The following is a 21,388-nucleotide window of genomic DNA, read 5'->3' as shown; positions in this document are numbered from 1 at the left end:
TACCAGCCCTTTCGCAAAGCCCTTTATTGCTTGCCCCCACCCTTGCTCCAAATAAGTGTTACGCTTAATCAGCCAGATCAATTTTCCCGAGCCCAAGGAGCCCCAATGCTCGCGTTGTACAACACAATGATCGTGCTTTTAACCGTTGCCGCCATGGAACTCGTCGCCGCTCTTTCCCACAAGTACATCATGCACGGCTGGGGTTGGGGATGGCATGAATCGCACCACGAGCCGCGCACAGGCTGGTTTGAGGTGAACGATCTTTACGCCGTGGTATTCGCCGTGCTGGCGATTGTGCTGATTGCACTGGGAACGTGGGGCCTGTGGCCGCTGCAGTGGATTGGTGCCGGGATGACGGCCTACGGCGCGCTCTACTTTATGGTGCATGATGGGCTGGTGCATCAGCGCTGGCCGTTTCGCTATATCCCGCGCAAAGGTTATCTCAAGCGTCTCTATCTGGCGCACCGTCTGCACCATGCGGTGCGGGGCAAAGAGGACTGCGTCTCCTTTGGTTTTCTCTATGCCCCGCCGGTAGAAAAATTGCAGGCGACGTTACGCCAGCGCAAGGCGCGTCGCGCGGCTAGCGAGGACGCTGCCAGAGCTGAGCCGGACGCGGCGACGGCGTCGCAAAACGAGAAGTAAGCGCCAGCAAGGCGCCTTTTAGCAGTAATCCCGATTTTTCCACCGAACTGGTGCCCTGTCGATTATCCCAGGCGCGGGCACCCGCCGCGCTCACCTTCACGCCAATTTCACGGTAGACCCCGTGCGCCGAGGCAATTGCCCATGCGGATCGCAGCGGTAGCCCGGCCAGACCTTGCCGGGCAGAGGCATAGTAAGGTTCGGCTTCGGCCACCAGCCTCTGGGCAATGCCCGCGAGGGGTTGGCGCATCTGGGGTGAGGTCATTGCCGCCGGGTCGATGTCCGCCTCCGCCAGCCACCGGGCCGGCAGATAGCATCGACCAACCCGGGCATCCTCGACAATATCCCGGGCGATATTGGTCAGCTGAAACGCCAGGCCTAAATCGCAGGCGCGATCGAGCACCGCTTCATCGCGCACGCCCATCACCCTCGCCATCATCAGCCCCACCACCCCCGCCACGCGATAGCAGTATTGCAGGGTGTCATCGAAGGTCTCGTAATGGGTCTCGCGCACATCCATGGCAAAGCCATCCAGATGATCGTAAGCCAGCTGGAGCGGGATGTTGTGCCCCAGCGCCACCTCCTGAAAGGCGGCAAAGGCGGGTTCATGCATCTCGCCCCCCTCCCAGGCGCGCAGGGTCTGGCGTTTGAGCATCTCAAGACGCTGTTCTGCCGGGGTGAGCTCTACAGGAGTGACGTTAAACCCCAGCTCCTGCCCGTCGATCACGTCGTCGCAGTAGCGGCACCAGGCGTAAAGCATCAGCACGCTACGCCGGGTGGCGGGATCGAACAGCTTTGCGGCGGTGGCAAAACTTTTTGACCCCACGGCGATGGTGTCGGTGGCGTGATCCATCAGGGTTGTGTTCATCGGGAAAGCGCCTCCAGCATCAGTCCTGCCGTTGCTTTGGCCGAGCCGATCACCCCGGGAATACCGGCGCCTGGGTGGGTACCCGCCCCGACCAGGTAGAGGTTGGGGATGCGGCTGTCGCGATTGTGCGGCCGGAACCAGGCGCTCTGGCGCAGGATCGGTTCCACCGAAAAGGCGGAGCCCAGATGCGCCCCAAGCTGGTCACGAAAATCAAACGGGGTAAACATGCGGTGGGTCACCAGCTGGCTGCGCAGCCCCGGCATGTAGTGGGCTTCGAGATAGGCAAAAATCCTGTCACGCAGGCGCGGCCCCTCAACGTCCCAGTCGAGATCCGCCGTCCCCAGATGCGGCACAGGCGCTAACACGTAGTAGCTGCCGCAGCCCGGCGGGGCCAGGGAGGGGTCGGTGACGCAGGGGGCATGCAGATAGAGGGAAAAATCCTCCGCCAGGGCGTTTTTATTAAATATCTCGTCGATAAGCGCTTTATAGCGCGGCCCGAAACAGACGGTGTGGTGGGCCAGATCGTGCTGCTTGTTAAGGCCAAAATAGAGCACAAACAGGGAGTTACTCATCCGTTTGCGCTTAAGCGAGGCCGCGCGCGCCGCCCCTGTGGGATGATGTCCCAGCAGCTTTTCATAGGTATGCACCACGTCGGCATTGGAGGCCACCGCCGCGACCGGGATCGTCCGGCCATCTTTTAGCGTGACGGCGCTGATACGATCGCCGTCTGCCTGCAGCCGGGTCACCTCCGCATTCAACTGTAGCTCGCCGCCCAGATCCTGGTAGAGCTTCACCAGCCCCTGCACCAGCGCCCCGGTGCCGCCCCGGGCAAACCAGACGCCCCACTCCCGTTCAAGGGCGTGGATCAGGGTGTAAATGGACGAGGTGGCGAAGGGATTGCCCCCCACAAGCAGGGAATGAAACGAGAACGCCTGGCGCAACTGTTCGTTCTCGATAAAGCGGGAGACCATGCTGTAGACGCTGCGCCAGGCCTGAAGGCGGGTAAGCTGCGGCCCGGCGCGAAGCATGTCGCGAAAAGAGAGGAACGGCACCGTGCCAAGCTTGAGATAGCCCTCGTTAAACACCTCCCGCGAATAAGCGTGAAACTTGCGGTAGCCCTCTACATCGCGCGGGTTAAATCGTCTTATCTGCTCTTCCAGCCGGGTCTGCACGTTGTCGTAATCAAAGACTTCTCCCGTCTCCCAGCAGAGGCGATAGAACGGGGTCACCGGCAGCAGCTCGACATAATCGACCATGCGTTTACCGGCCAGGGTAAAGAGCTCTTCGATGGCGCTGGGATCGGTTATCACCGTCGGCCCGGCGTCAAAGGTGAATCCCTCGTCGTGATAAACGTAAGCGCGTCCGCCGGGCTTATCCCGCTGCTCCAGCAGAAGCGTGTTGATGCCCTGCGCCTGTAGCCGAATGGCCAGCGCTAATCCGCCAAAACCGGCGCCAATAATCACTGTTTTATTCATGGTGAAACGCTCGCATCCGGGGAGTGAGTTTCAGTATGGCGAGCATCGCTTCGCCGACGGGTACCGGGGGCTTGCCTGCCAGGATCCGCGCTTTATCGGCCAGAGTAATGTTTCCGGCGTAAAAGCGGGCAATCAGCCCTTCGTTAAGAGAGTAAAACCGCTGCATCACCTGCCAGCGCTTATCGGCATCCCCCGCCAGGAAGAGCATGCGGTTGAGGGAGCGGAAAAAGCGCTGCTCGCGCCACTGGCGCAGGGAGTAGCGATGGATAACGGAAAAAAGCGCGGCTGCGCTGCTATCCGCGCTTGCGGCAATAGCCTCGGCCAGTGCCACCGCGTGAGGCAGAGAATAGCCGGTGGTGGCATGAAACAGCCCGGCGCGCAGGCCGCTGCAGGGCTGTTTGTCTCGCCCCTGCCAGAAGGCCGGGAAATCGCCCGCCAGCATAATGGGGAGGTCGCCCTGCTCTTCGCGCTCAAGATGCGCCAGCGCCCAGCACTGCTCGCGGGCATAATCGGCGATGTTTTGCCGCGCAACGCCAGCATCCAGTCGGGCGGCGTCAACGTAGTGAGTATCTTCGATCAAGAGTTCGGTGGCGGAAAGCGGCAGCGTGTAGACAAAGCGATACCCGCCCTGCTGATTGACCGTGGCATCCATCAGGATGGGCCGGGTCAGGCCATGGGGCTCGCTCAGACGCCACTGCTGGCCGAGGAAAGACTGGCTGCCGGTAGTAAGATGCCTGTCCGCCATGTAGCCCCGACCATCAATGACCGCCCGGGCCTGGAGCGTGGTGCCGTCAGCAAGCGTCACCGACGTCGGGGTGAGCGCGGTGACTGCGACGCGGGTATGCAGATTGTCGCCGCAGGTCGCGGTCAACACCTCGGCAAAACGTTCGGAGGTGATGCTGAGATAGTCCCCGGCAAGGGTGCGGTTCAGGTCCGGAAAGCGGACGTCATACCCCTGCCAGCGGTGAGCCACCAGCGGGGCAACCCAGCGATGCTGTTCCGGAGTAATGTCGCCCTCGTGAAAAGACCAGGTGTGATTCCCGCCAGGCTTACTGTCAGCCTCAAGAAGCAGTACGCGCAGCGCCGGCTGTAGCTGTCGCAGGCGTAAGGCGATCAGCCCGTTGGCCAGTCCGCCGCCCGCTAAGATGATATCCCATGCTGGCGCCATTACGTTTGCGCCACCAGCGTGGCCTGACGCAGCTGGGCCAGGTTTGCACTGCCGGTGCAGAAGCAGGCGACGCGCAGCTGGTCGATAATCACCTGAAAATGGTCGATAACCGCCTCGCTGGAGGTTAACGCGCTTTGCAGCACGCCGGCCGCCTGCCCCACCAGGCTTGCGCCTAAGCGGATCGCTTTTGCCACCTCAATGCCGTTGGCGATCCCGCCCGAGGCCACCAGCGGCATATCGGGCAGCGCCTGATGCAGATCCTGGAGCGCCGTTGCGGTCGGGATCCCCCAGTCGGCAAAGGCCATCGCCACCGCCCGGTCGTGGGCATTAACGGCGCGTTCGCCCTCAACCGCCGCCCAGCTGGTGCCCCCGGCACCGGCGACATCCAGCATCGCCACACCTGCCGCGACCAGCTTGCGGGCCACCGGTACCGAAATCCCGTTGCCCACCTCTTTGACCACCACCGGCACATGCAGCGCCTCGACGGTGCGATGGATGGCATCGATGACGCCGCACCAGTTGCGATCCCCGCCGTGCTGCAGCGCCTCCTGCAGGGGGTTAAGGTGGATGATGAGCGCATCCGCCGCAAGGGTCTCGACGGCCCGTTTGGCATAATCCAGCCCCTGTGGTCCCGCGATTTGCGCCGCGCCGAGGTTCGCCATCAGCACAATGTCCGGGGCAACGGCTCGGAGTTCGCGCGTCAGGCCATACCTGGCGTCACTCTCCAGCGCCACGCGCTGGGAGCCCACCCCCATCGCCAGCCCCAGCGTCTGGGCGGCGGTGGCAAGGTGTTGGTTTATCTGGCTCGCCCGGCGGGTGCCGCCGGTCATGGAGCTTATCAGCAGCGGCGCGTTCAGGGTTCGGCCAAACAGCGGGGTCGAGAGGTCAATCTCATCAAGATGCAGTTCGGGCAGTGCGCAATGCCCGAAGCGCCATTTTTCAAAGCCGCTGGTACACTTTTTTACGCCGGGCGTGCTGTTAAGGACGATATCGAGATGATCGCTTTTACGTTGCGACAGGCTGCTCATTGACACTCCGACAGGGATAATGACAGGCTCTGGCTGATAAGCGTCAGCTGTTTTTCAAACCAGATGTGAACATAGTAGCGGGCGGTATTTCCCGGCTGACAGGCGGTAGCAATATGCTGATCGGCGCTGCGCACGTGCTCGCGCAGCCGCAGGAAGACACTCTCTGCCCCGAGCACGGCAACCAGCGTCGATTTGTCTTTATCCTGATGCGGATCTTTGCCGTTGGCACTGGAGCCATCGGTCAGGTCATCAATCAGCTGGAAGGCCTGGCCGAGATCGCGGGCAAAAAAGCGCAACCGTTCGCTGACCGGAGGTGGCGCGTCGGCCGCAATCGCCGCCAGTTGCAGGGTGGCGTTAAACAGGCTGCTGGTTTTCAGCTCATTGGTCAGGAGGATCTCATCGGTGTTTCGGTTCTGGCGAGCCTCATTGAGATCGCGGAATTGTCCCTGCACCAGCCCCATATGCCCCACGGAGGCAGAGAGCTCAGCAATCGCCCGCGCTTTTGCCTCGTGGGTCAGCGAAGGCGTGCGGGAGATGACGCAAAAAGCGTGACTGAGCAGCGCCACCGCCGCCAGAATCGCCACGTGTTCGCCATACTGGTAGTGAACCGTAGGCCGCCCGCGGCGGAGCGTAGCGTTGTCCATGCAGGGCATGTCATCCAGGATCAGGGAGGCGACATGGACCATCTCAATGGCGCAGGCCAGATCGAGAATGCCCGTCGGCTCTGTTTTGTAGCCCATATCCCGCGCCGCCAGCAGCAGCAACAGAGGGCGCATGCGCTTGCCCGCGACAAGCGTGGCATCGCGCATGGCCGCATAGACCTGCCCTTCCTGCTCTCCCGCAGGCAAAAGTTGTTCGAGACGTTGCTCAAACGCAGACAGCAGCATTTTCACATCATCTTCATGACTGTGGGTCATAGTGGCTTCCCCGGTGTTATGGTGGCGACGTCCGCAGAAGAGGTAGAAACGCTTGCCGCAGGCTGGTTTACAAAGCGTAGCGTATCCTTCTGCGTTTTGTTGTCTGACGAAAAAAGAGAAAGCAGTAGTGGATTTTAATATTATTAAAATCAATAAATTATAGTAATACCAAAGAAGCAAATTGCACAAAAATTTACACTTGTAGAGATTTTAGGCGTCCTGGTTCGCTTCTTCTTTGCCAAAGGCTAACCGTAGCGCGTACTCGCGAATATCCTGCGGCCAGTTTGCGATAGTGGCCGTAAACGTGGCTTCATCGTCAGCAAACAGCGCGCGCATGCTGGCCTCGTAGCCAGGAAGGTCCCCGGCAATTTCGTACATAAAGTGATAGGCGCGGTCGTGGCGCTGGCGCTTGTTATCCACCGGTTTAGCGCTTTTCCTCGCCTGATCGATAAGCCTGCGCAGGGTGGCGGAAGCGCCGCCGGGCTGGGTAGCCAGCCACTCCCAGTGTCGGGGCAGCAGGGTGACCTCTTTTGCCGACACGCCCAGTTTTGGTCGTCCACGGGTTTTCACCGGGGTGCTTTCCGCCAGCTCCGGGTAGACCGCCAGGGTGCTGGCAATATCTGCATGAAGATGAATATCGAGGCGCTTGCCGCTGCGATCGTTAAAGATGAAAACGGTTTCACGACCGATGTTAGCGGATTGTAACTGCTGCATCAGTTCGCTCAGGGTTCCGTGCGCAATCTCCTGCTGCTGCCAGAAGGCGGTAAGGGTGATAGCGGGCATGCGCTTGCCTTTTTATCCGGGTAAAAATATAAGCGTAGGCTGACAATGAGAATGGTGCCAATTTTACCCGGGTAAAATCTATTATGCCCGTTTAGCCTGATATGATGCCATCGATTCATGCATAAAATTTAAACACTCTTTCTGGCACAATGTTGCATAAAAGTAAAATCACTATCTGCGTTTGCGGCAAAGGCTGTTGCTGGCCTGACGCTTATCCCCCCTCCCCCGCAATCCGCCCTACCATCGCCCTTAACTCTTCTCGTGAAAGCGGCTGCCGGTCGGTAACAAAATGCAGCGTCATCCCTTCGATAAACGCATCCAGCGCGCGGGCGGTGACCGGATCAAACCACTGCTCCAGCGTCGTCTGGCTGGTTTTCATCCAGTCCTGCATCACGGTTTTTAACGACGGGCTGCGGTTCATAAAGGCATAAAGCTGGTACATCAGCGCCATATTGTGCGGCGTGGTGACCTGGGAGCTGTGAATCAGGGTGGTAATCGACTCGCAGGCCATCTCCGGCCCCGTCACCCCGGCAAAAAACTCGCGGTATTGCACCGACATCTGCTGCGTAAACCAGGTGAAGGCTTCCTCAAGCAGCGCGTCCATCCCGGAAAAATAGTAGGTCATCGACCCCAGCGGCACCCCGGCGCAGCTGGCGATTTTGCGGTGGGTGACGGCGTTCAGGCCGTGTTCGGCGATGGTGTCCAGGGTGGCCTGCAATATCCGTTCCCGCCGTTGCGGATCGTTGGGTCGTCTGTTCATTTTTACCTCAGCGAATTTATGTACAAATGTACACAAACTTGCTAGTGTTGTCTCCTGTGTTGTCCCTCTGGTACAGAAATCATGACCGACATCTCATCGCGCAAAAAGCTGCAACGCCGCCTGTGGGCGCTGTTTATGTTCTTCTTTATCCCCGGCCTGTTGATGGCCTCCTGGGCCACACGTACCCCCGCCATTCGCGACATTTTGTCGGTCTCGACGGCGGAAATGGGCATCGTGCTATTTGGCCTGTCGATAGGCTCGATGAGCGGCATTCTCTGCTCCGCCTGGCTGGTTAAGCGCTTCGGCACGCGGACCGTGATCCGCACCACCATGTGCTGCGCGATTCTCGGTATGATGATGCTCAGCGCTGCGCTATGGTTTGCCTCCCCGCTGGCGTTTGCCCTCGGGCTGACCGTCTTTGGCGGCAGTTTTGGCGCGGCAGAGGTGGCGATCAACGTCGAAGGCGCCACTATCGAGCAGGAGATGAACAAAACCGTACTGCCGATGATGCACGGCTTTTACAGCCTCGGTACCCTGGCAGGCGCCGGTATCGGCATGGCTCTGACCGCCTCCGGTATCGCCGCCACGACCCATACTTTGCTGGCGGCGCTGGTCTGTATCGCCCCGGTTCTGCTGGGGATCACCGCCATCCCGGATGGCAACGGCAAGAACCAGGCCGGTGAGAGCAAAAAGGGTGAGAAAGGCGTGCCGTTTTATCGCGATATGCAGCTGATGCTGATTGGCGTGGTGGTGCTGGCGATGGCCTTTGCCGAAGGTTCTGCAAACGACTGGCTGCCGCTGCTGATGGTGGACGGCCACGGATTCAGCCCCACCTCCGGCTCGCTGATTTACGCCGGGTTTACGCTCGGTATGACCGTCGGTCGCTTTACCGGCGGCTGGTTTATCGACCGCTACAGCCGCGTGACGGTGGTCCGCGCCAGCGCCCTGCTGGGCGGGCTGGGTATTGCATTGATTATTTTTGTTGATGTCGACTGGGTGGCCGGCGTGTCGGTGATCCTGTGGGGACTTGGCGCTTCGCTCGGCTTCCCGCTCACCATCTCGGCAGCCAGCGATACCGGCCCGGATGCGCCAGGGCGCGTCAGCGTGGTCGCCACCACCGGCTATCTCGCCTTCCTGGTGGGCCCGCCGCTGCTGGGCTTCCTCGGGGAGCATTATGGCTTACGCAGCGCCATGATGGTGGTACTGGGCTTAGTGATCATTGCCGCCCTGGTCGCCCGGGCAGTCGCTAAACCGGCGTCGCAGAGTGAATCTGTCATGGAGAATGGATAATGAGCGTTAAGATGATTGCGGTTGATATGGATGGCACCTTCCTGAACGATGCGAAGGAGTACAATCGCGCGCGCTTTCTGCGCCAGTATGCGCAAATGAAGGAGCGTGGCATACGGTTTGTGGTCGCCAGCGGTAACCAGTACTACCAGCTGATCTCCTTTTTCCCGGAGATAGCCGATGAGATCGCCTTCGTCGCTGAAAACGGCGGCTGGGTGGTAAATGCCGGAGAAGATGTTTATAACGGCGAGCTGACCCAGGCGCAGTTCGCCACCGTCGCAGAGTTTCTCTGTTCCATCCCGGAAGTGGAAGTGATCGCCTGCGGGAAAGGCAGCGCCTATACCCTCAAGCACTATGGCGAAGCGTTCCACGACGTTGCCGCGAAATATTATCACCGCCTGGAAAAGGTGGATAACTTCGACAACTTTAACGATATCTTCTTTAAATTCGGGCTGAATCTGCCGGATGAGGCGATCCCGCGCATCCAGGAGATGATCCACGACAAACTGAGCGATATTATGGTGCCGGTGACCACCGGCTACGGCAATATCGACCTTATCCTGCCGGGGATCCACAAGGCCAACGGCCTGCGTCTGCTTCAGGAACTGTGGGGCATTGATGACAGCGAAGTGGTCGCCTTTGGCGACAGCGGTAACGACGTGGAGATGCTGAGCCAGGCCGGGTTTAGTTTTGCCATGGCCAACGCCCGGGATCACATCAAAGCGATCGCCCGCTATGAGGCGCCGCACAATAATGAAGAAGGGGTGCTGGAGATTATCGACCGCGTCCTGAACCGCGAGGCGCCGTTCAGCTAAGGCCATGCCCGGCGGCGCGTTGCTTGCACGGGCCTACGATTTTGTAGGCCGGGTAAGCGCAGCGCCACCCGGCAAAAATGCGAGCACAGTGCCTATGCCCGGCGGCGCTTCGCTTGCGCAGGTCTACGGGTTCGCAGGTCTTGTAGGCCGGGTAAGGCTAAGCCGCCACCCGGCAAAATGCGGGCACCATGCCCGCTTAATCCGGTTGTAACGAACTGCCCACCCGCTTGTCTTTCAGGAAGACAAACATCAGCGCCAGCCACAGCAGGCCGTTTACCAGATTAAACAGGCTGAACAGCCCGTTGCCGCCGCTGCTGAAGGCGTGTTTGCTCACCTCAATGCCCACGGTAAAGATCAGCATCTGTAACATGCCCATCGCCGCCGACACCGTCCCTTTGCTCACCTCGCTGGCAAACAGCGTCAGGCGCACCAGCCCGGCGTTTGCCAGCCCAATACCAAACGCGTAGATGCTGAGACCCGCGGTCATCCACAGGTAAGCGTGCGATGAGACGACCGTCGCCACCGCGGCCACCACCAACCCAATCACGATCGGCCAGCCGCCCATAATAATCAGCGAGCGCACGGTACGGCGCGAGGTCAAACGGGCCAGCACGATATTACCCACAATCAGCGCACCAAAAATCGGCACCTGCAGCAGGCCATATTCGTAGCTGCTGAGGTTTTCGCCGCTGATGATGATCACCGGCGACTGGGCGATCCACGCCAGCAGCGGCAGACAGACAAAGCCAATCGCCAGCGCCCCGGCCACAAAGCGACCGTTTTTCAGCACCTCTTTATAGTCGCGCCCCAGCTCCTGCAGTGAGAGCTTTTCGCCGATGCGGGTAGCCGTTTCGGGCATCGCCCGGTGCAGACCATAAAACGAGATGGCGGCCAACACGGCAAACAGCACAAACATCCCCTCCCATGGCGCGACGTGCACCCACGCCGCCCCTACCAGCGGGCCCAGCAGCGGCGCAATCAGCGCCACGTTAGCCATCAGGGCGGTGATTTTGATGCACACCGCCTCCTCAAACGACTCCTGGATGGCGGCGTACCCGACCGCGCCGATAAAGCACAGGCTGACCCCCTGTAAAAAACGCAGCACCATAAACTGCTCGATGGTTTGCGCCAGCAGGGTCGCCAGACAGGTGACGATAAACCACGCCACCCCAGTGAGCATCACCGGACGACGGCCAATACGGTCCGACAGCGGGCCGAGCAGCCACTGTAAAAACATCCCCCCCGCCAGGTAAGCGGTCATGGAGGTGGGCACCCACTCGATCCCGGCGTTGTACTGCGCCACTACGGCGAGCATGCCGGGCTGGATCATATCGTTACCGATATAGGTGGAGAATTCGTAAAGCACCAGGCACAGGGGGAACAACAACGCCTGACGCCCCAGGCGAGTGCCAGAAGAAGAACGGTTTAACATGGGGTCTCAATATCCGATAAAAAATCGCGCAGAGTGTAATGAAATGGCCGCGCCAGCGATAGCAGATTCACGCAGCAGTTCAGAAATAACGCACAAATCGCCGTCGTTTAAGGTTTCCTTAAGTTGGCATCCGTATGCTTAGGCTTTTCCAGTCATTGACCTTAATTATGACACAGATTTCCTCCGCTTCAGAATTGTCTAAGTTAAAGAGTTCTAAGACAAAACCCCTTTACCCTTTGCCGGTACGTTTTTATGTTAACCAGTTAATTGTGCTGCTGGTGCTGGCCGCGGTTTTTACCTGGCTTTCGCGGGATGAAACCCTCGACAGAGTGCTGACCGGCTACTGGTTTGATGCGGCGAGCCAACACTTTCCGCTGCAGCAGAATGCGCTGCTCGATCTGCTCAATCATCGACTGGCGAAATACCTGACCATCACTCTGGCCGCCGGGATGCTGCTGTACGGTATCTGGCGACGCAACGCTCAGTGGGTGACCGGGGCGTTGCTGATGGGGCTTGGCACGGCGGTGGTGGGCATACTGAAAGCCACCAGCCATCACAGCTGCCCCTGGGACCTGGTGGAGTACGGCGGCAAAGCGCTGTCCTATCCCCTGTTTGACGCCGCCCCTGCCGGCAGTGGCCCCGGGCGCTGTTTTCCGGGCGGGCACGCCTCAAGCGGCTTTATGGTGATGGGGCTGTTCTTCGCCTTCTGGCGTGAACGTCCGCGCCTGGCCTGGGGAATGGTCGCCGCGGGTATCGTGCTCGGGCTGGGGATGGGCTATGGCCAGGTGATGCGCGGTGCACATTTCTTCTCCCATAACCTGTGGGCAGGCTGGTGGGTGTGGTTTTCTCAGGTGGTGGCCTATGGCCTGGTGTCCGCCTGGTTTGCAAAAGAGTAACGAGGATATGTTAGAAGATCTCAACTACGGACTGTTTCATCTGATTAATGCCACACCTGCTTCAGCGGAGTGGAGCATTAATCTCGCCACCTTTGTGGCGAAAGACCTGATCAGCATCGTGCCGGCGCTGATTGCGATCCTCTGGCTGTGGGGACCGCGCAAACAGGTGGGTGCCCAGCGCCAGCTGGTGATTAAAATTGCCATGGCGCTGGTGATTAGCCTGGCAGCGTCGTGGCTGCTGGGGCATCTTTTCCCTCATGACCGCCCGTTTGCCGATCGTGTCGGCTATAACTTCCTGCCTCACGCCGCAGACGACTCCTTCCCGAGCGATCACGGCACCGTCATTTTCACCTTTGCGCTGGCGTTTCTGTTCTGGCACCGCGTCTGGTCGGGCATCGTCTTAATGATGGTAGCCTGCGCTGTCGCCTGGTCCCGCGTCTATCTTGGCGTGCACTGGCCGATGGATATGCTGGGCGGGCTGATGGTCGGCTTGCTGGGCTGCCTGAGCGCGCAGATCCTCTGGAATCTGTGCGGTGACGTTATCTATCAACGTCTTTCGCAGCTTCACCGCTTCTGCTTTGCCCTGCCTATCCGTAAAGGCTGGATACGTGACTAAGTCGGGTTTAGCGAGTTAAACTTGAGCCCCCGGCGTAACGGGGGTTCATTTTTGGCTCCGAGGACCTATGGAAACACGACGTGACGAACGGCTGGCTCAACTGATTAATGCGCTTAAGCGCAGCGATAAATTGCATCTGAAAGAAGCCGCCGCGCTGCTGGGTGTCTCTGAGATGACCATTCGACGGGATCTCAACAGTGAAAGCGGCCCCGTAGTGCTGCTTGGCGGCTATATCGTCCTCGAACCCCGCAGCGCCAGCCACTATCTGCTGAGCGATCAAAAGACCCGCCTGGTGGAAGAGAAGCGCAAAGCCGCACGTCTGGCCGCCTCGCTGGTGCAGCCGCATCAAACGCTCTTTTTCGATTGCGGTACCACTACCCCCTGGATCATCGAAGCCATTGATAACGACCTGCCCTTTACCGGCGTCTGCTACTCCCTGAATACGTTCCTCGCCCTGCAGGAAAAACCGGGGTGCCGGGTGATCCTCTGCGGCGGCGAGTTCCACGCCAGCAATGCCATTTTCAAACCGCTCAATCTGCAGGACACGCTTAATAACCTGTGCCCGGATATTGCCTTTTACTCCGCGGCGGGTGTGCATGTCCGTCAGGGCGCGACCTGCTTTAATCTGGATGAGCTGCCGGTAAAACAGTGGGCGATGAGCATGGCTCAGTACCATGTGCTGGTGGTGGATCACAGCAAGATAGGCAAAGTGCGCCCGGCCCGAATGGGCGAGCTGACCTGTTTTGATGCCATCGTGAGCGACTGCCGTCCGGATGAGGATATGGTGACATACGCGAAGGGGCAGCAGATTAAATTGATGTACTGAAAGCGGTTTATTGCCCGGCGGGACGGCGCTTGCGCGGGTCGTTTGTTGGCCGGGCTGTTCGTAGGCCGGGTAAGACGAAGCCGCCACCCGGCGAGTTCGGTTCATCCATTTTCGCCCTCTTCCAGAGACCTCACCACCAGATCCCGCAGCCACTTGTGTGCAGGCTCACGATGCAAATGTTCGTGCCAGAGCATATTCATCTCAAAGCCTGGGATATCAACGGGGGGTGCGAAGTAATGGAGCTGCGGGTTATCCCTCACCAGCCGCAACGGTAGCATACCGACCAGATCGGTCGTAGCAATGGTAAAGACGGCAAACATAAAATGCGGCACCGACAGCACGACTTTTCTGCTTAACCCAATCTCCGACAGCACCCTGTCCGTATTTCCCCAAAAACCGCCGCCGTCCGGTGAAATCATCACAAAATCCAGTTCCAGAAATTGCCTGAGCGTTGGCGTTGATTTCAGCCAGGGATGACCTGCCCGGCAGACCAGGACGTAGCGTTCGCTAAATAACATGCGACAGCGCAGTCCCTGGGGTGACTCTTCGCGGATATGGAAAAAAAGATCGACCTTATCCTGTCCTGCTACCTGGGCAATTTGTGAATTGGCGTTTTCCAGCACGGCCAGGCGGGTGCCGGGGGCTTCACGACGTAAATTTTTCAGCACCGGCAGCAGCACCGTATTTTCGCAGTAATCTGCCGCAATCACCTGCCAGGTATGCAGGGATTCGCCGGGAATAAACGGGCCAGGGGAAGAGATGGCTTTATCCAGTAATGCCAGCGCCTGGCCGAGCGGCGCGCGCAGAAGCTCCGCGCGCGCGGTAGGACGCATGCCGCGTGGACCAGGTAAAAAGAGCGGATCGTCGAGACTTTTACGCAGCTTCGCCAGTTGCACGCTGACAGTGGGCTGAGAAAGATTGAGCTTTCGGGCTGCGCGCGTGACGTTGGGATCTGTTAGCAACGCATCCAGCGTCAACAGCAGATTCAAATCCAGCTTCTTAAGATTATCCATTGTAATACCTGGTATTGTGATAATTAATTTCTACTATACCTGACAAATTCATAATATTCATTCCGAATGAGCTCCATTGAGGAGAACAGGCGACACAATTATTTTCACCTATTTCAGCAGGCATGCTGAGTGCGGCAATCTATTAATTGAAGCACAGCTGAACGCTGTATTTATTTCACCGCATGCGTATGCCACTTATCACTTAAATATTATTCGTTATACGAATAATCCTATCAATCAGGAGAAGAAAATGCCTACAGGACTTTTTGCCCTGGCGCTTGGCGCGTTTGGGATCGGTCTGACAGAGTTTGGTATTGTAGGCTTGCTGCCGCAAATTGCCGCTGAATTTAATGTCACTGAACAGGTGGCGGGATATTTAGTTTCTGGTTATGCGATCAGTGTAGCTATAGGTGCCATTCTGTTAACCGCTGTCATGATTCGTATGGAGCGCCGCTTAACCCTGTTACTTTTAAGCGGCTTATTTATTGTCGGCAACCTTATTTCTGCCCTTTCAACCAGTTATGAAACGCTGCTGTTGGGTCGAATCGTGGCGGCACTTTGCCACGGCGCATTCTTCAGCGTCGGAGCGGTGGTGGCCTCTGATATGGTTGCAGGGGATAAAAAAGGGGCGGCTATCTCGCTCATGTTTGCCGGTTTGACCGTCTCCAACATTGTTGGTGTGCCGCTGGGCACCTTCGTCGGGCTCGAGCTGGGCTGGCGTACAACCTTCTGGGCACTGGCAATCATTGGCTTTATAACGATAGTGGGGATCAGGACGTTAATTCCGGTTATGCCCGCTCACCGTGATACTAACCTTGGCCGTGAATTCGCCGTCTTCAACCGACCTCAGGTGTGGGTATCCGCCCTCCTGAGCGTACTCTCCTTCGGTGGCGTGATCGGTGGGTTTACTTATATCGCCTTTACCCTGACGCAGGTCTCTGGTTTCACCGCACAGATGGTACCCTGGCTGTTGGTGCTGTTTGGCGTAGGGACTTTTGTGGGGAATAACTACGGGGGCAAAGCGGCGGATAAATCACTGAACAAATCGCTCGGTACCATCCTGTTACTCCTCACCGTGGTGATGGCGGCATTCGCCCTCTCCGCCCAGAATCAGATTATGACCGTGATCCTGTTACTGATGATGGGAACTGTTGGCTTAGCCACCGCGCCAGGACTACAACTGCGCATGATGAAGTATGCCAGCGATGCGCCAACTGTCGCCTCTGGCACTAACATTGCCGCGTTTAATATTGGTAACGCCCTCGGCGCCTGGCTTGGCGGCATGGCCCTGGACAAAGGTTATGGCTTTGTCTCACCACTCTGGGTAGGCGCATTGCTGAGCTTAATTGCCTTAATGGTGGTCATTCTTGGCAGCTTCAACGGCGGGTTAAAAACGAGCCAAATAAAAGGCTAATTATATTAATAGCGCATCTGGTGCTGTGCTATCTGGATAATTCATTTCCGTAATATATTAATCGGGTGAGAATTAAATAAGGGTTCTCACCCGCTTTACAGCGATTCAAATAAATAACACACGACAAAATATTCTAACAATATTTTTATTAACTACTTCATCTGCATTCTGTTTATCTGTTTAGATGGCGCAAATGCACCTGCCTTATAAAAATATCAATATTAATGTGTTAAATAAATGGGGTGTTTATAATGAATGAAAAATATGTGGCAAACAGGAATAATATAGTAGGTTTCTTTCCGGGATTAGGTAGCCGGGCTGTTTATCAGAATATTGGTGGTGAGCTGTTGCACAGTGGAAATAAACGCATTGAGCAGATATACCGTGACGCGGCGATAGCGATGGGATACGGGGACCAGCCCGAGAAGATGTTGATTACCCCAGCGACCCTTCCTGAAGGAAAGATGGAACGGCAGGGGTTTATCGGTGCCAGTTTCCTGACCCATAATCTCGCGCTGGCTGCGCTGTGTCATGCGCAAGCAGAACAACAAAATCTGTCTCTGCATGTCGTTGCCTACGGCGGAGAGAGTTTTGGCATGATTAACGCCGCCGTTGCCAGCGGTGCCCTAAGCATCGGTGACGGTGTAAAAATCGCCAACTTTTTTACCCCTTATATTTTGCTGGCTTCCGAAAGCCATGACGATCCCTTCAGTCAGGCGGTTTTTGATTATTATCCCCCCGAGCTAAAAGCACAGCCCTTAGTCACCGAATTCTATTACGTTATTGCGTTACGTGGCCGGGAAAAAACGCTCGCCGACGCCTCTGCTGCATTAAAGGATGAATTTCTTAGCAGCGAAATCGAAGTGCATAAAATTTATAGCCGCCGACAAATCAATCTGTATGTGAAAGCGAGCATAAAATCATGCTTCGATATCTTTATGAAGAATTTTGCAGATATCGAGGTCATTAAGCTTAAGGAGCCCACCGCCTTTATCACCCACTCGGCGCAACTGGCCCCCTTAACGTGGGGACTCGAACAATTCCTGCTCGACCAGCAGATCGTATTTCAGGATCCTCATACGCCGGTGATTGCCAACCACTGCGACAAAATCCTGACCGATAAAGAGGAAATACGCCTGTCCATCCTTGCCCTTGTGGATCTGGTCATGGTTTCTGCCACTAGCGCCAGCATGGCGGACGGTCTGGGTGCTGACGCGATTATAGAGCTCGGTCTCGGAAATAAATCGGTGCAGATGCTGCGCGATAACCCTATTCATACCCCGACGTTTTCGTTTACCGGCGACAGACAGGAAGCGTCGCTTATTATGGGGGCGCTGGGGGCGTTAACGACTATCCGGGACAGTAGTGACCCCATCCAGGTTTGCATCGGTATTGATCGGTGGCTGGATGTTGCTCGTGCCCATACGGAGTTCGCAGCACAGTTTTTACCGAAAATTACGCAGGCCATTCAGCAAGTTGAGAAGATTAAACTGGAGGTGAAAGGCAACATCCCGGTGAGCGTAGCGAGTATTTATAAAAATAGCTGGCGTTATCGTCATTTTTTGCAGTCTGGCGAGAGGGTGTTAATGGCCCGTCTGAAACGCAATATTCAGGGAGATTCAACCGATAAACACCAGACTTACGCTGATTTAAAAATTCTCACCCCGGACGGCATGATTCGCTATCAAAAAACCCCTTTTATTATCCATGCGGAAAAGACGCTCTTTTACTTATCCAGCCTCGACGAACTCAGTAATACCGACGTGTTTAATGCGCTACAGGAACTGGCAACCGCGCCAGACTATGCCGCTATTTGCCTGCGCATTGAAGCGCAACAGAGTGAGGGAGCATCGCTGCGCAGACTTTTGCAATTACGTACCGTCGAAGCTCAGCCTGAAACGCAGGTAATACGACGCATAATTCTGCAAACCCTCACCTTTGAACTCCTGAACCTTCACCGCCCTGGATTATTCCATAAGGGAAAAAGCTGCCTGGTGAGCCGTGATTTTATCGGTTGGCTCGCGTGCCTTGTCACCGCCGGAGCCGCTTCGTTAGACAACGCTGTTCAGCTGTGTCGCGATTACTACTCCAGAGTGGGCCGCAAGTTGTCGCCCTGGGCAGTGGTGAAACATTTTGCTGCCGGGCTTACCGACGCCCGTGTGCTGGTCATCTCCATTACCGGCCTGCCACTGACAGCACAGCGGGATCTGGAAATTAATACCTATAAAATGTTGCTGGGAGAGTTCCCGGATCAGCAGATGCAAGCGGCCCTTGATTGCCATCTTTCAGTCATTACGCTGGATAGCCTGCTCGCTCCTGACGCGCTGGAAACCGCGCCGTATCAGGCTGAAATTATGCTGATCGCCTCGGTGCGCGATGTCTGGTCGCGCAACCCAGAGTTGATCCTGGAACAGCGGGAGCGGGAAGCGCAGGCAGATCTCACCGACGAATACCACCAGGTGGCTGACTATGCCGAACGGCGAAATCTGCTTTGCGGCACGATTAACGCTTATATCGAGGCGGATGAAGTGCCGGTGCTGTTCTGTAACGGCGGTAGCGAATCGATGACGATGTTCATTCAACGCTCACCTGATGAACCGATCGTGGTAAGGAAAATATTAAGCGAGGCCTTAACCGCCGCTAAATGGTCCCCGGGAGGTCAAGGCGTAATGCTTCCCCCCTTTGCCAAAGCTGCCCGGCAGGTGGATTATCTCCGGGCCCTGCCGGACAGCGTGAAACCCTTCTTCCCGCAGATTTACCGCATTACCGAACGTGAAATCCTTACTCCTGTCGGCCAGGAGCGGGTCGGCAAAGATACCTGTAAGGAAGTCATTTACGAGATGAGTCTGATCGAGGGGGAAGAGGTCAGCCAGTTTATCCAACGAAACTGCCTTGCACCTCCCATCGTTGCCCGACTGTATGAAATCATTTTTACTTTTCTGCGCGACAACGTTCATCGGGAGAAGCGGAAACTATCGGGCGGCAATACGCTGGAAATCGCCTATTTCAGGAAAATCGAAGATCGCCTGGGGTTATGCCGTCAGACCGCACCCCGGACTTTTGGCCCAGAGCTGCTGGACAGCGAGAAGATTATTATCAACGGTGGCGAGTTCCTGAATATTAAAGCCCTGCTGAGCGCCTTCCGTTCCCATCCTGAGTACCAGCGTATGCTTGAACCACGCTATCACTCGCTGGTGATGGGCGATACGAATACGGAAAACATCAAGATTAATAATACGGCGCCCTTGCTGGCGGTACAGGAATTAATTAACCAGCAGCGAAGCGAAGAAGAGATTACTCAGGCCCTGACAGCGATTAACGCCAACATTATTCAACTGCGTTTTCTCGATCCACGGGCAATTGGCTTCCAAAGCGAAGGGGCTGGCTGCCAGGATGATTATATGTACGATAATAAGCCATGGCACAACTCCATCGGACATTATGATGAAATCCATAATGAGCTCTTTACGCTGGATATGAACGTCAGCGCTGGTGAAAGCCCGGTTATCCGAATTCAGTTCACGGATAATAATGTCTATCAGCAGTCCTACAAGGTTGCCGATTGTGCACAAAATAACAGTAATCCCCTTAATGACCCGTCGATCGTTGGGATAGAAAAATACTTTGCGCAGGTGATGAGCAACGTCTACGACAGCGCCAATCCGAATTCAATATATGTACAAGACGATCCCTGGTGGCTGGTGCGTTTAGTCTTTGTGATGGGAACACACTTTGCCGCAATGCCGCCTTTCCACTTTTCCTCTGAGCTTGACGGCACCATTAAAGACAGCGTCGTTACCCAGCGCAGGCCGGTCGCGATTTACTGCGAAGGCATCAAGTGGCTCAACTGGGCGCTGGAAATTTTACAAGGGAAGCGCGACCATTTTCTCGGTCTCAGCGTACCTGTTGTTGAACAGACTGTGACAGAGGCACTTTAATATGCAGCACACGACTAACCTGACATCCGACAATAATTTGCACGCGGCATTATGCCAACTGAATGGCGAAAACCGACTTATTACCACGCCCTGGAGCAGAATAGTCAGGGGTCTGGGATTAGGGCAATATCCGATGCCCTACAGCGAAACACTTTCCCTGTGGATCCAGGAGGCATTTGAAGATCTCAAGCATAAAACCCAATATAAAAATAGTTATGTGCGGTTTTCCTCTTTGCTTTGTGATTTTATCTGCCTGCTGATTAAACCCAAGGAGAGACTTAGCGACAATGATAAGTTCGATTACATCTCTAACATCCTCTATTTAATTAATAGCGAACCTGACCCTTATCGGAAGGTGATGCAATACAGTATAACCATTGATGCACTCGCCAAATTAAATATCAACCTTTTTGATATTCTGGAAAAGAGTGTGGATCTGCCACGGTTATTATTTACCGCAATAAATGAGATTAAATCGAACCGCATAAAAGATGAGAACAGCGGAAAGCATGGCGACTACGAGAAGCTATCTGCCTATACCTCGGTGTTTTTTGCGCTGGCAGTTTGCAATAAAGCGCAAGCCGCCGTAACCTGGCAGCGTAATCACATTAGCGAGGCGCTGCAGACGCTGGCTACTATTCCATCGCCCTTTTTCCGCGGGCGCGGGGGGAGCATGCTGTTTAGCGCGATCAGTCTGATGGGCTATCGCGGGATGTTGCAGAACGATGGCCGGGACTACATCTTCGAGACGCTGGATTACCTTGATAACGCGGCGACAATGGGTATCGACCCGACATTTCCACAGAGTATGACGCCTGCATTTGTCACCGTTTATCCATTACTGACGATGTTAAACGCCATCGCCGCAGCGGGTCATCATCAGGCTATTCACTATAAACAGGATCGTATTAGCCAGGCCAACGCGCTGATGGATAGCCTCACACCGGTTGAACGAACCCATATGGGTCTCTATTACATTATGGCAATCTTTAATCTCGGCCTGCTTGATCGCGAAGAAAAAAGAGTTAACGCGTTAATAGAAGAGTTGGTACATACAGCACACCATATTGACCCGTCAGAAAACTATTTCCTGCATGGTATCGCCAGTTCTTACGTTATCGAAACAGCCACGCTTACAGAGCAGATCATTAATAATCTTGCCGGAAGTTTCGCCAGAATGAACAGGAAACTGGAGGATGAGATTAACCGCCCCTATCCTTTAGCCTATGCGTTAACGATGCTGGCTGAAGCCGGACATGCGGATAAGCTGTTTGAGCCGTCGGCATGTTACGAAAACAGATCGGCTATCAGCTGGACGATCGACAATCTTACGCAGATAGAAGATGGCGCCGATGGCCGGCTTTATATGCTCAATCATGCCTTAATTAACCTGATGCTACGCATGCGAGGTAACGGGTTCACCATGCCACGCGTGTACAGTGATTTTATTTTTTAAAGCGGGAGAGCCGCGCCAGACGCTAAAACGGCAACCTGTGGTTGCCGTTTTGCTTTC

General features: G+C 56.1%; 18 protein-coding genes. 9 read left to right on the top strand and 9 right to left on the bottom strand.

Annotation, left to right across the window (positions count from 1 at the left end; all coding sequences use genetic code 11):
* Positions 1–105 precede the first annotated feature (105 nt).
* Positions 106–642, top strand: coding sequence for a sterol desaturase family protein (locus C2U54_RS12130; RefSeq protein ID WP_103178852.1), 537 nt, complete (start codon positions 106–108; stop codon positions 640–642).
* Here C2U54_RS12130 and crtB read toward each other — a convergent pair.
* The 7 genes from crtB to C2U54_RS12095 all read right to left on the bottom strand — a co-directional run bounded on the left by crtB (position 581) and on the right by C2U54_RS12095 (position 7,638).
* On the bottom strand, positions 581–1,507 hold the full coding sequence (gene crtB, locus C2U54_RS12125) for a 15-cis-phytoene synthase CrtB (protein WP_103178851.1): 927 nt from the start codon (positions 1,505–1,507) through the stop codon (positions 581–583). The genes C2U54_RS12130 and crtB overlap by 62 nt on opposite strands.
* Positions 1,504–2,982 (bottom strand): phytoene desaturase, encoded by a 1,479-nt coding sequence (locus tag C2U54_RS12120; RefSeq protein WP_103178850.1) that lies wholly within the window; start codon positions 2,980–2,982, stop codon positions 1,504–1,506. The genes crtB and C2U54_RS12120 overlap by 4 nt, the downstream gene beginning before the upstream one ends.
* Positions 2,975–4,150: a lycopene beta-cyclase CrtY gene (gene crtY, locus C2U54_RS12115; protein WP_103178849.1), complete on the bottom strand. Its 1,176-nt coding sequence runs from the start codon at positions 4,148–4,150 to the stop codon at positions 2,975–2,977. Before crtY ends, C2U54_RS12120 begins: the two co-directional genes overlap by 8 nt.
* A complete protein-coding gene (gene fni, locus C2U54_RS12110) occupies positions 4,150–5,178 on the bottom strand; it encodes a type 2 isopentenyl-diphosphate Delta-isomerase (protein ID WP_103178848.1) in 1,029 nt (342 codons plus the stop codon). Before fni ends, crtY begins: the two co-directional genes overlap by 1 nt.
* Complete coding sequence (locus C2U54_RS12105; RefSeq protein ID WP_103178847.1) at positions 5,175–6,095, bottom strand: polyprenyl synthetase family protein; 921 nt, start codon at positions 6,093–6,095, stop codon at positions 5,175–5,177. Before C2U54_RS12105 ends, fni begins: the two co-directional genes overlap by 4 nt.
* A gap of 210 nt (positions 6,096–6,305) precedes the next feature.
* On the bottom strand, positions 6,306–6,878 hold the full coding sequence (locus tag C2U54_RS12100; protein WP_103178846.1) for a DUF2239 family protein: 573 nt from the start codon (positions 6,876–6,878) through the stop codon (positions 6,306–6,308).
* Between the two features lie 211 nt (positions 6,879–7,089).
* Complete coding sequence (locus tag C2U54_RS12095; protein ID WP_103178845.1) at positions 7,090–7,638, bottom strand: TetR/AcrR family transcriptional regulator; 549 nt, start codon at positions 7,636–7,638, stop codon at positions 7,090–7,092.
* Positions 7,639–7,719: 81 nt separating this feature from the next.
* On the opposite strand from C2U54_RS12095, the gene C2U54_RS12090 reads away from it, so the two are divergent.
* Together C2U54_RS12090 and C2U54_RS12085 are read left to right on the top strand one after the other, a co-directional pair.
* Positions 7,720–8,928 carry an MFS transporter gene (locus C2U54_RS12090; protein WP_103178844.1) on the top strand — a complete coding sequence of 403 codons (1,209 nt, stop codon included), beginning with the start codon at positions 7,720–7,722 and terminating at the stop codon, positions 8,926–8,928.
* Entirely contained in the window at positions 8,928–9,740 is an 813-nt protein-coding gene (locus tag C2U54_RS12085) for a Cof-type HAD-IIB family hydrolase (protein WP_103178843.1), read from the top strand. Before C2U54_RS12090 ends, C2U54_RS12085 begins: the two co-directional genes overlap by 1 nt.
* A gap of 196 nt (positions 9,741–9,936) precedes the next feature.
* Here the strand turns inward: C2U54_RS12085 and C2U54_RS12080 are convergent, their stop codons facing one another.
* Positions 9,937–11,172 (bottom strand): MFS transporter, encoded by a 1,236-nt coding sequence (locus C2U54_RS12080; protein ID WP_103178842.1) that lies wholly within the window; start codon positions 11,170–11,172, stop codon positions 9,937–9,939.
* 167 nt (positions 11,173–11,339) lie between these two features.
* Here C2U54_RS12080 and C2U54_RS12075 point away from each other — a divergent pair, with 167 nt between their 5' ends.
* The 3 genes from C2U54_RS12075 to deoR all read left to right on the top strand — a co-directional run bounded on the left by C2U54_RS12075 (position 11,340) and on the right by deoR (position 13,510).
* Complete coding sequence (locus C2U54_RS12075; protein WP_103178841.1) at positions 11,340–12,068, top strand: phosphatase PAP2 family protein; 729 nt, start codon at positions 11,340–11,342, stop codon at positions 12,066–12,068.
* Between the two features lie 7 nt (positions 12,069–12,075).
* Positions 12,076–12,684 (top strand): undecaprenyl-diphosphate phosphatase, encoded by a 609-nt coding sequence (ybjG, locus tag C2U54_RS12070; protein WP_103178840.1) that lies wholly within the window; start codon positions 12,076–12,078, stop codon positions 12,682–12,684.
* 67 nt (positions 12,685–12,751) lie between these two features.
* On the top strand, positions 12,752–13,510 hold the full coding sequence (gene deoR / locus C2U54_RS12065) for a DNA-binding transcriptional repressor DeoR (protein WP_103178839.1): 759 nt from the start codon (positions 12,752–12,754) through the stop codon (positions 13,508–13,510).
* Between the two features lie 101 nt (positions 13,511–13,611).
* Here deoR and C2U54_RS12060 read toward each other — a convergent pair whose 3' ends face one another.
* Positions 13,612–14,523 (bottom strand): LysR family transcriptional regulator, encoded by a 912-nt coding sequence (locus C2U54_RS12060; protein WP_103178838.1) that lies wholly within the window; start codon positions 14,521–14,523, stop codon positions 13,612–13,614.
* Between the two features lie 76 nt (positions 14,524–14,599).
* Here C2U54_RS12060 and C2U54_RS12055 point away from each other — a divergent pair, with 76 nt between their 5' ends.
* The 3 genes from C2U54_RS12055 (at position 14,600) to C2U54_RS12045 (ending at position 21,331) form a co-directional block, all read left to right on the top strand.
* Positions 14,600–15,937, top strand: a complete 1,338-nt coding sequence (locus C2U54_RS12055; protein WP_199184421.1) for an MFS transporter — start codon at positions 14,600–14,602, stop codon at positions 15,935–15,937.
* A 251-nt stretch (positions 15,938–16,188) separates the two neighbouring features.
* Positions 16,189–19,875: an ACP S-malonyltransferase gene (locus tag C2U54_RS12050; protein ID WP_139156326.1), complete on the top strand. Its 3,687-nt coding sequence runs from the start codon at positions 16,189–16,191 to the stop codon at positions 19,873–19,875.
* 1 nt (position 19,876) lies between these two features.
* On the top strand, positions 19,877–21,331 hold the full coding sequence (locus tag C2U54_RS12045; RefSeq protein WP_139156325.1) for a hypothetical protein: 1,455 nt from the start codon (positions 19,877–19,879) through the stop codon (positions 21,329–21,331).
* Positions 21,332–21,388 lie beyond the last annotated feature (57 nt).

It is taken from the genome of Leclercia sp. LSNIH1 (assembly GCF_002902985.1).
Lineage (GTDB): Bacteria > Pseudomonadota > Gammaproteobacteria > Enterobacterales > Enterobacteriaceae > Enterobacter.
Note: the sequence above shows the minus strand (reverse complement) of the source record. Positions and strands in the feature narration are given on the sequence as shown.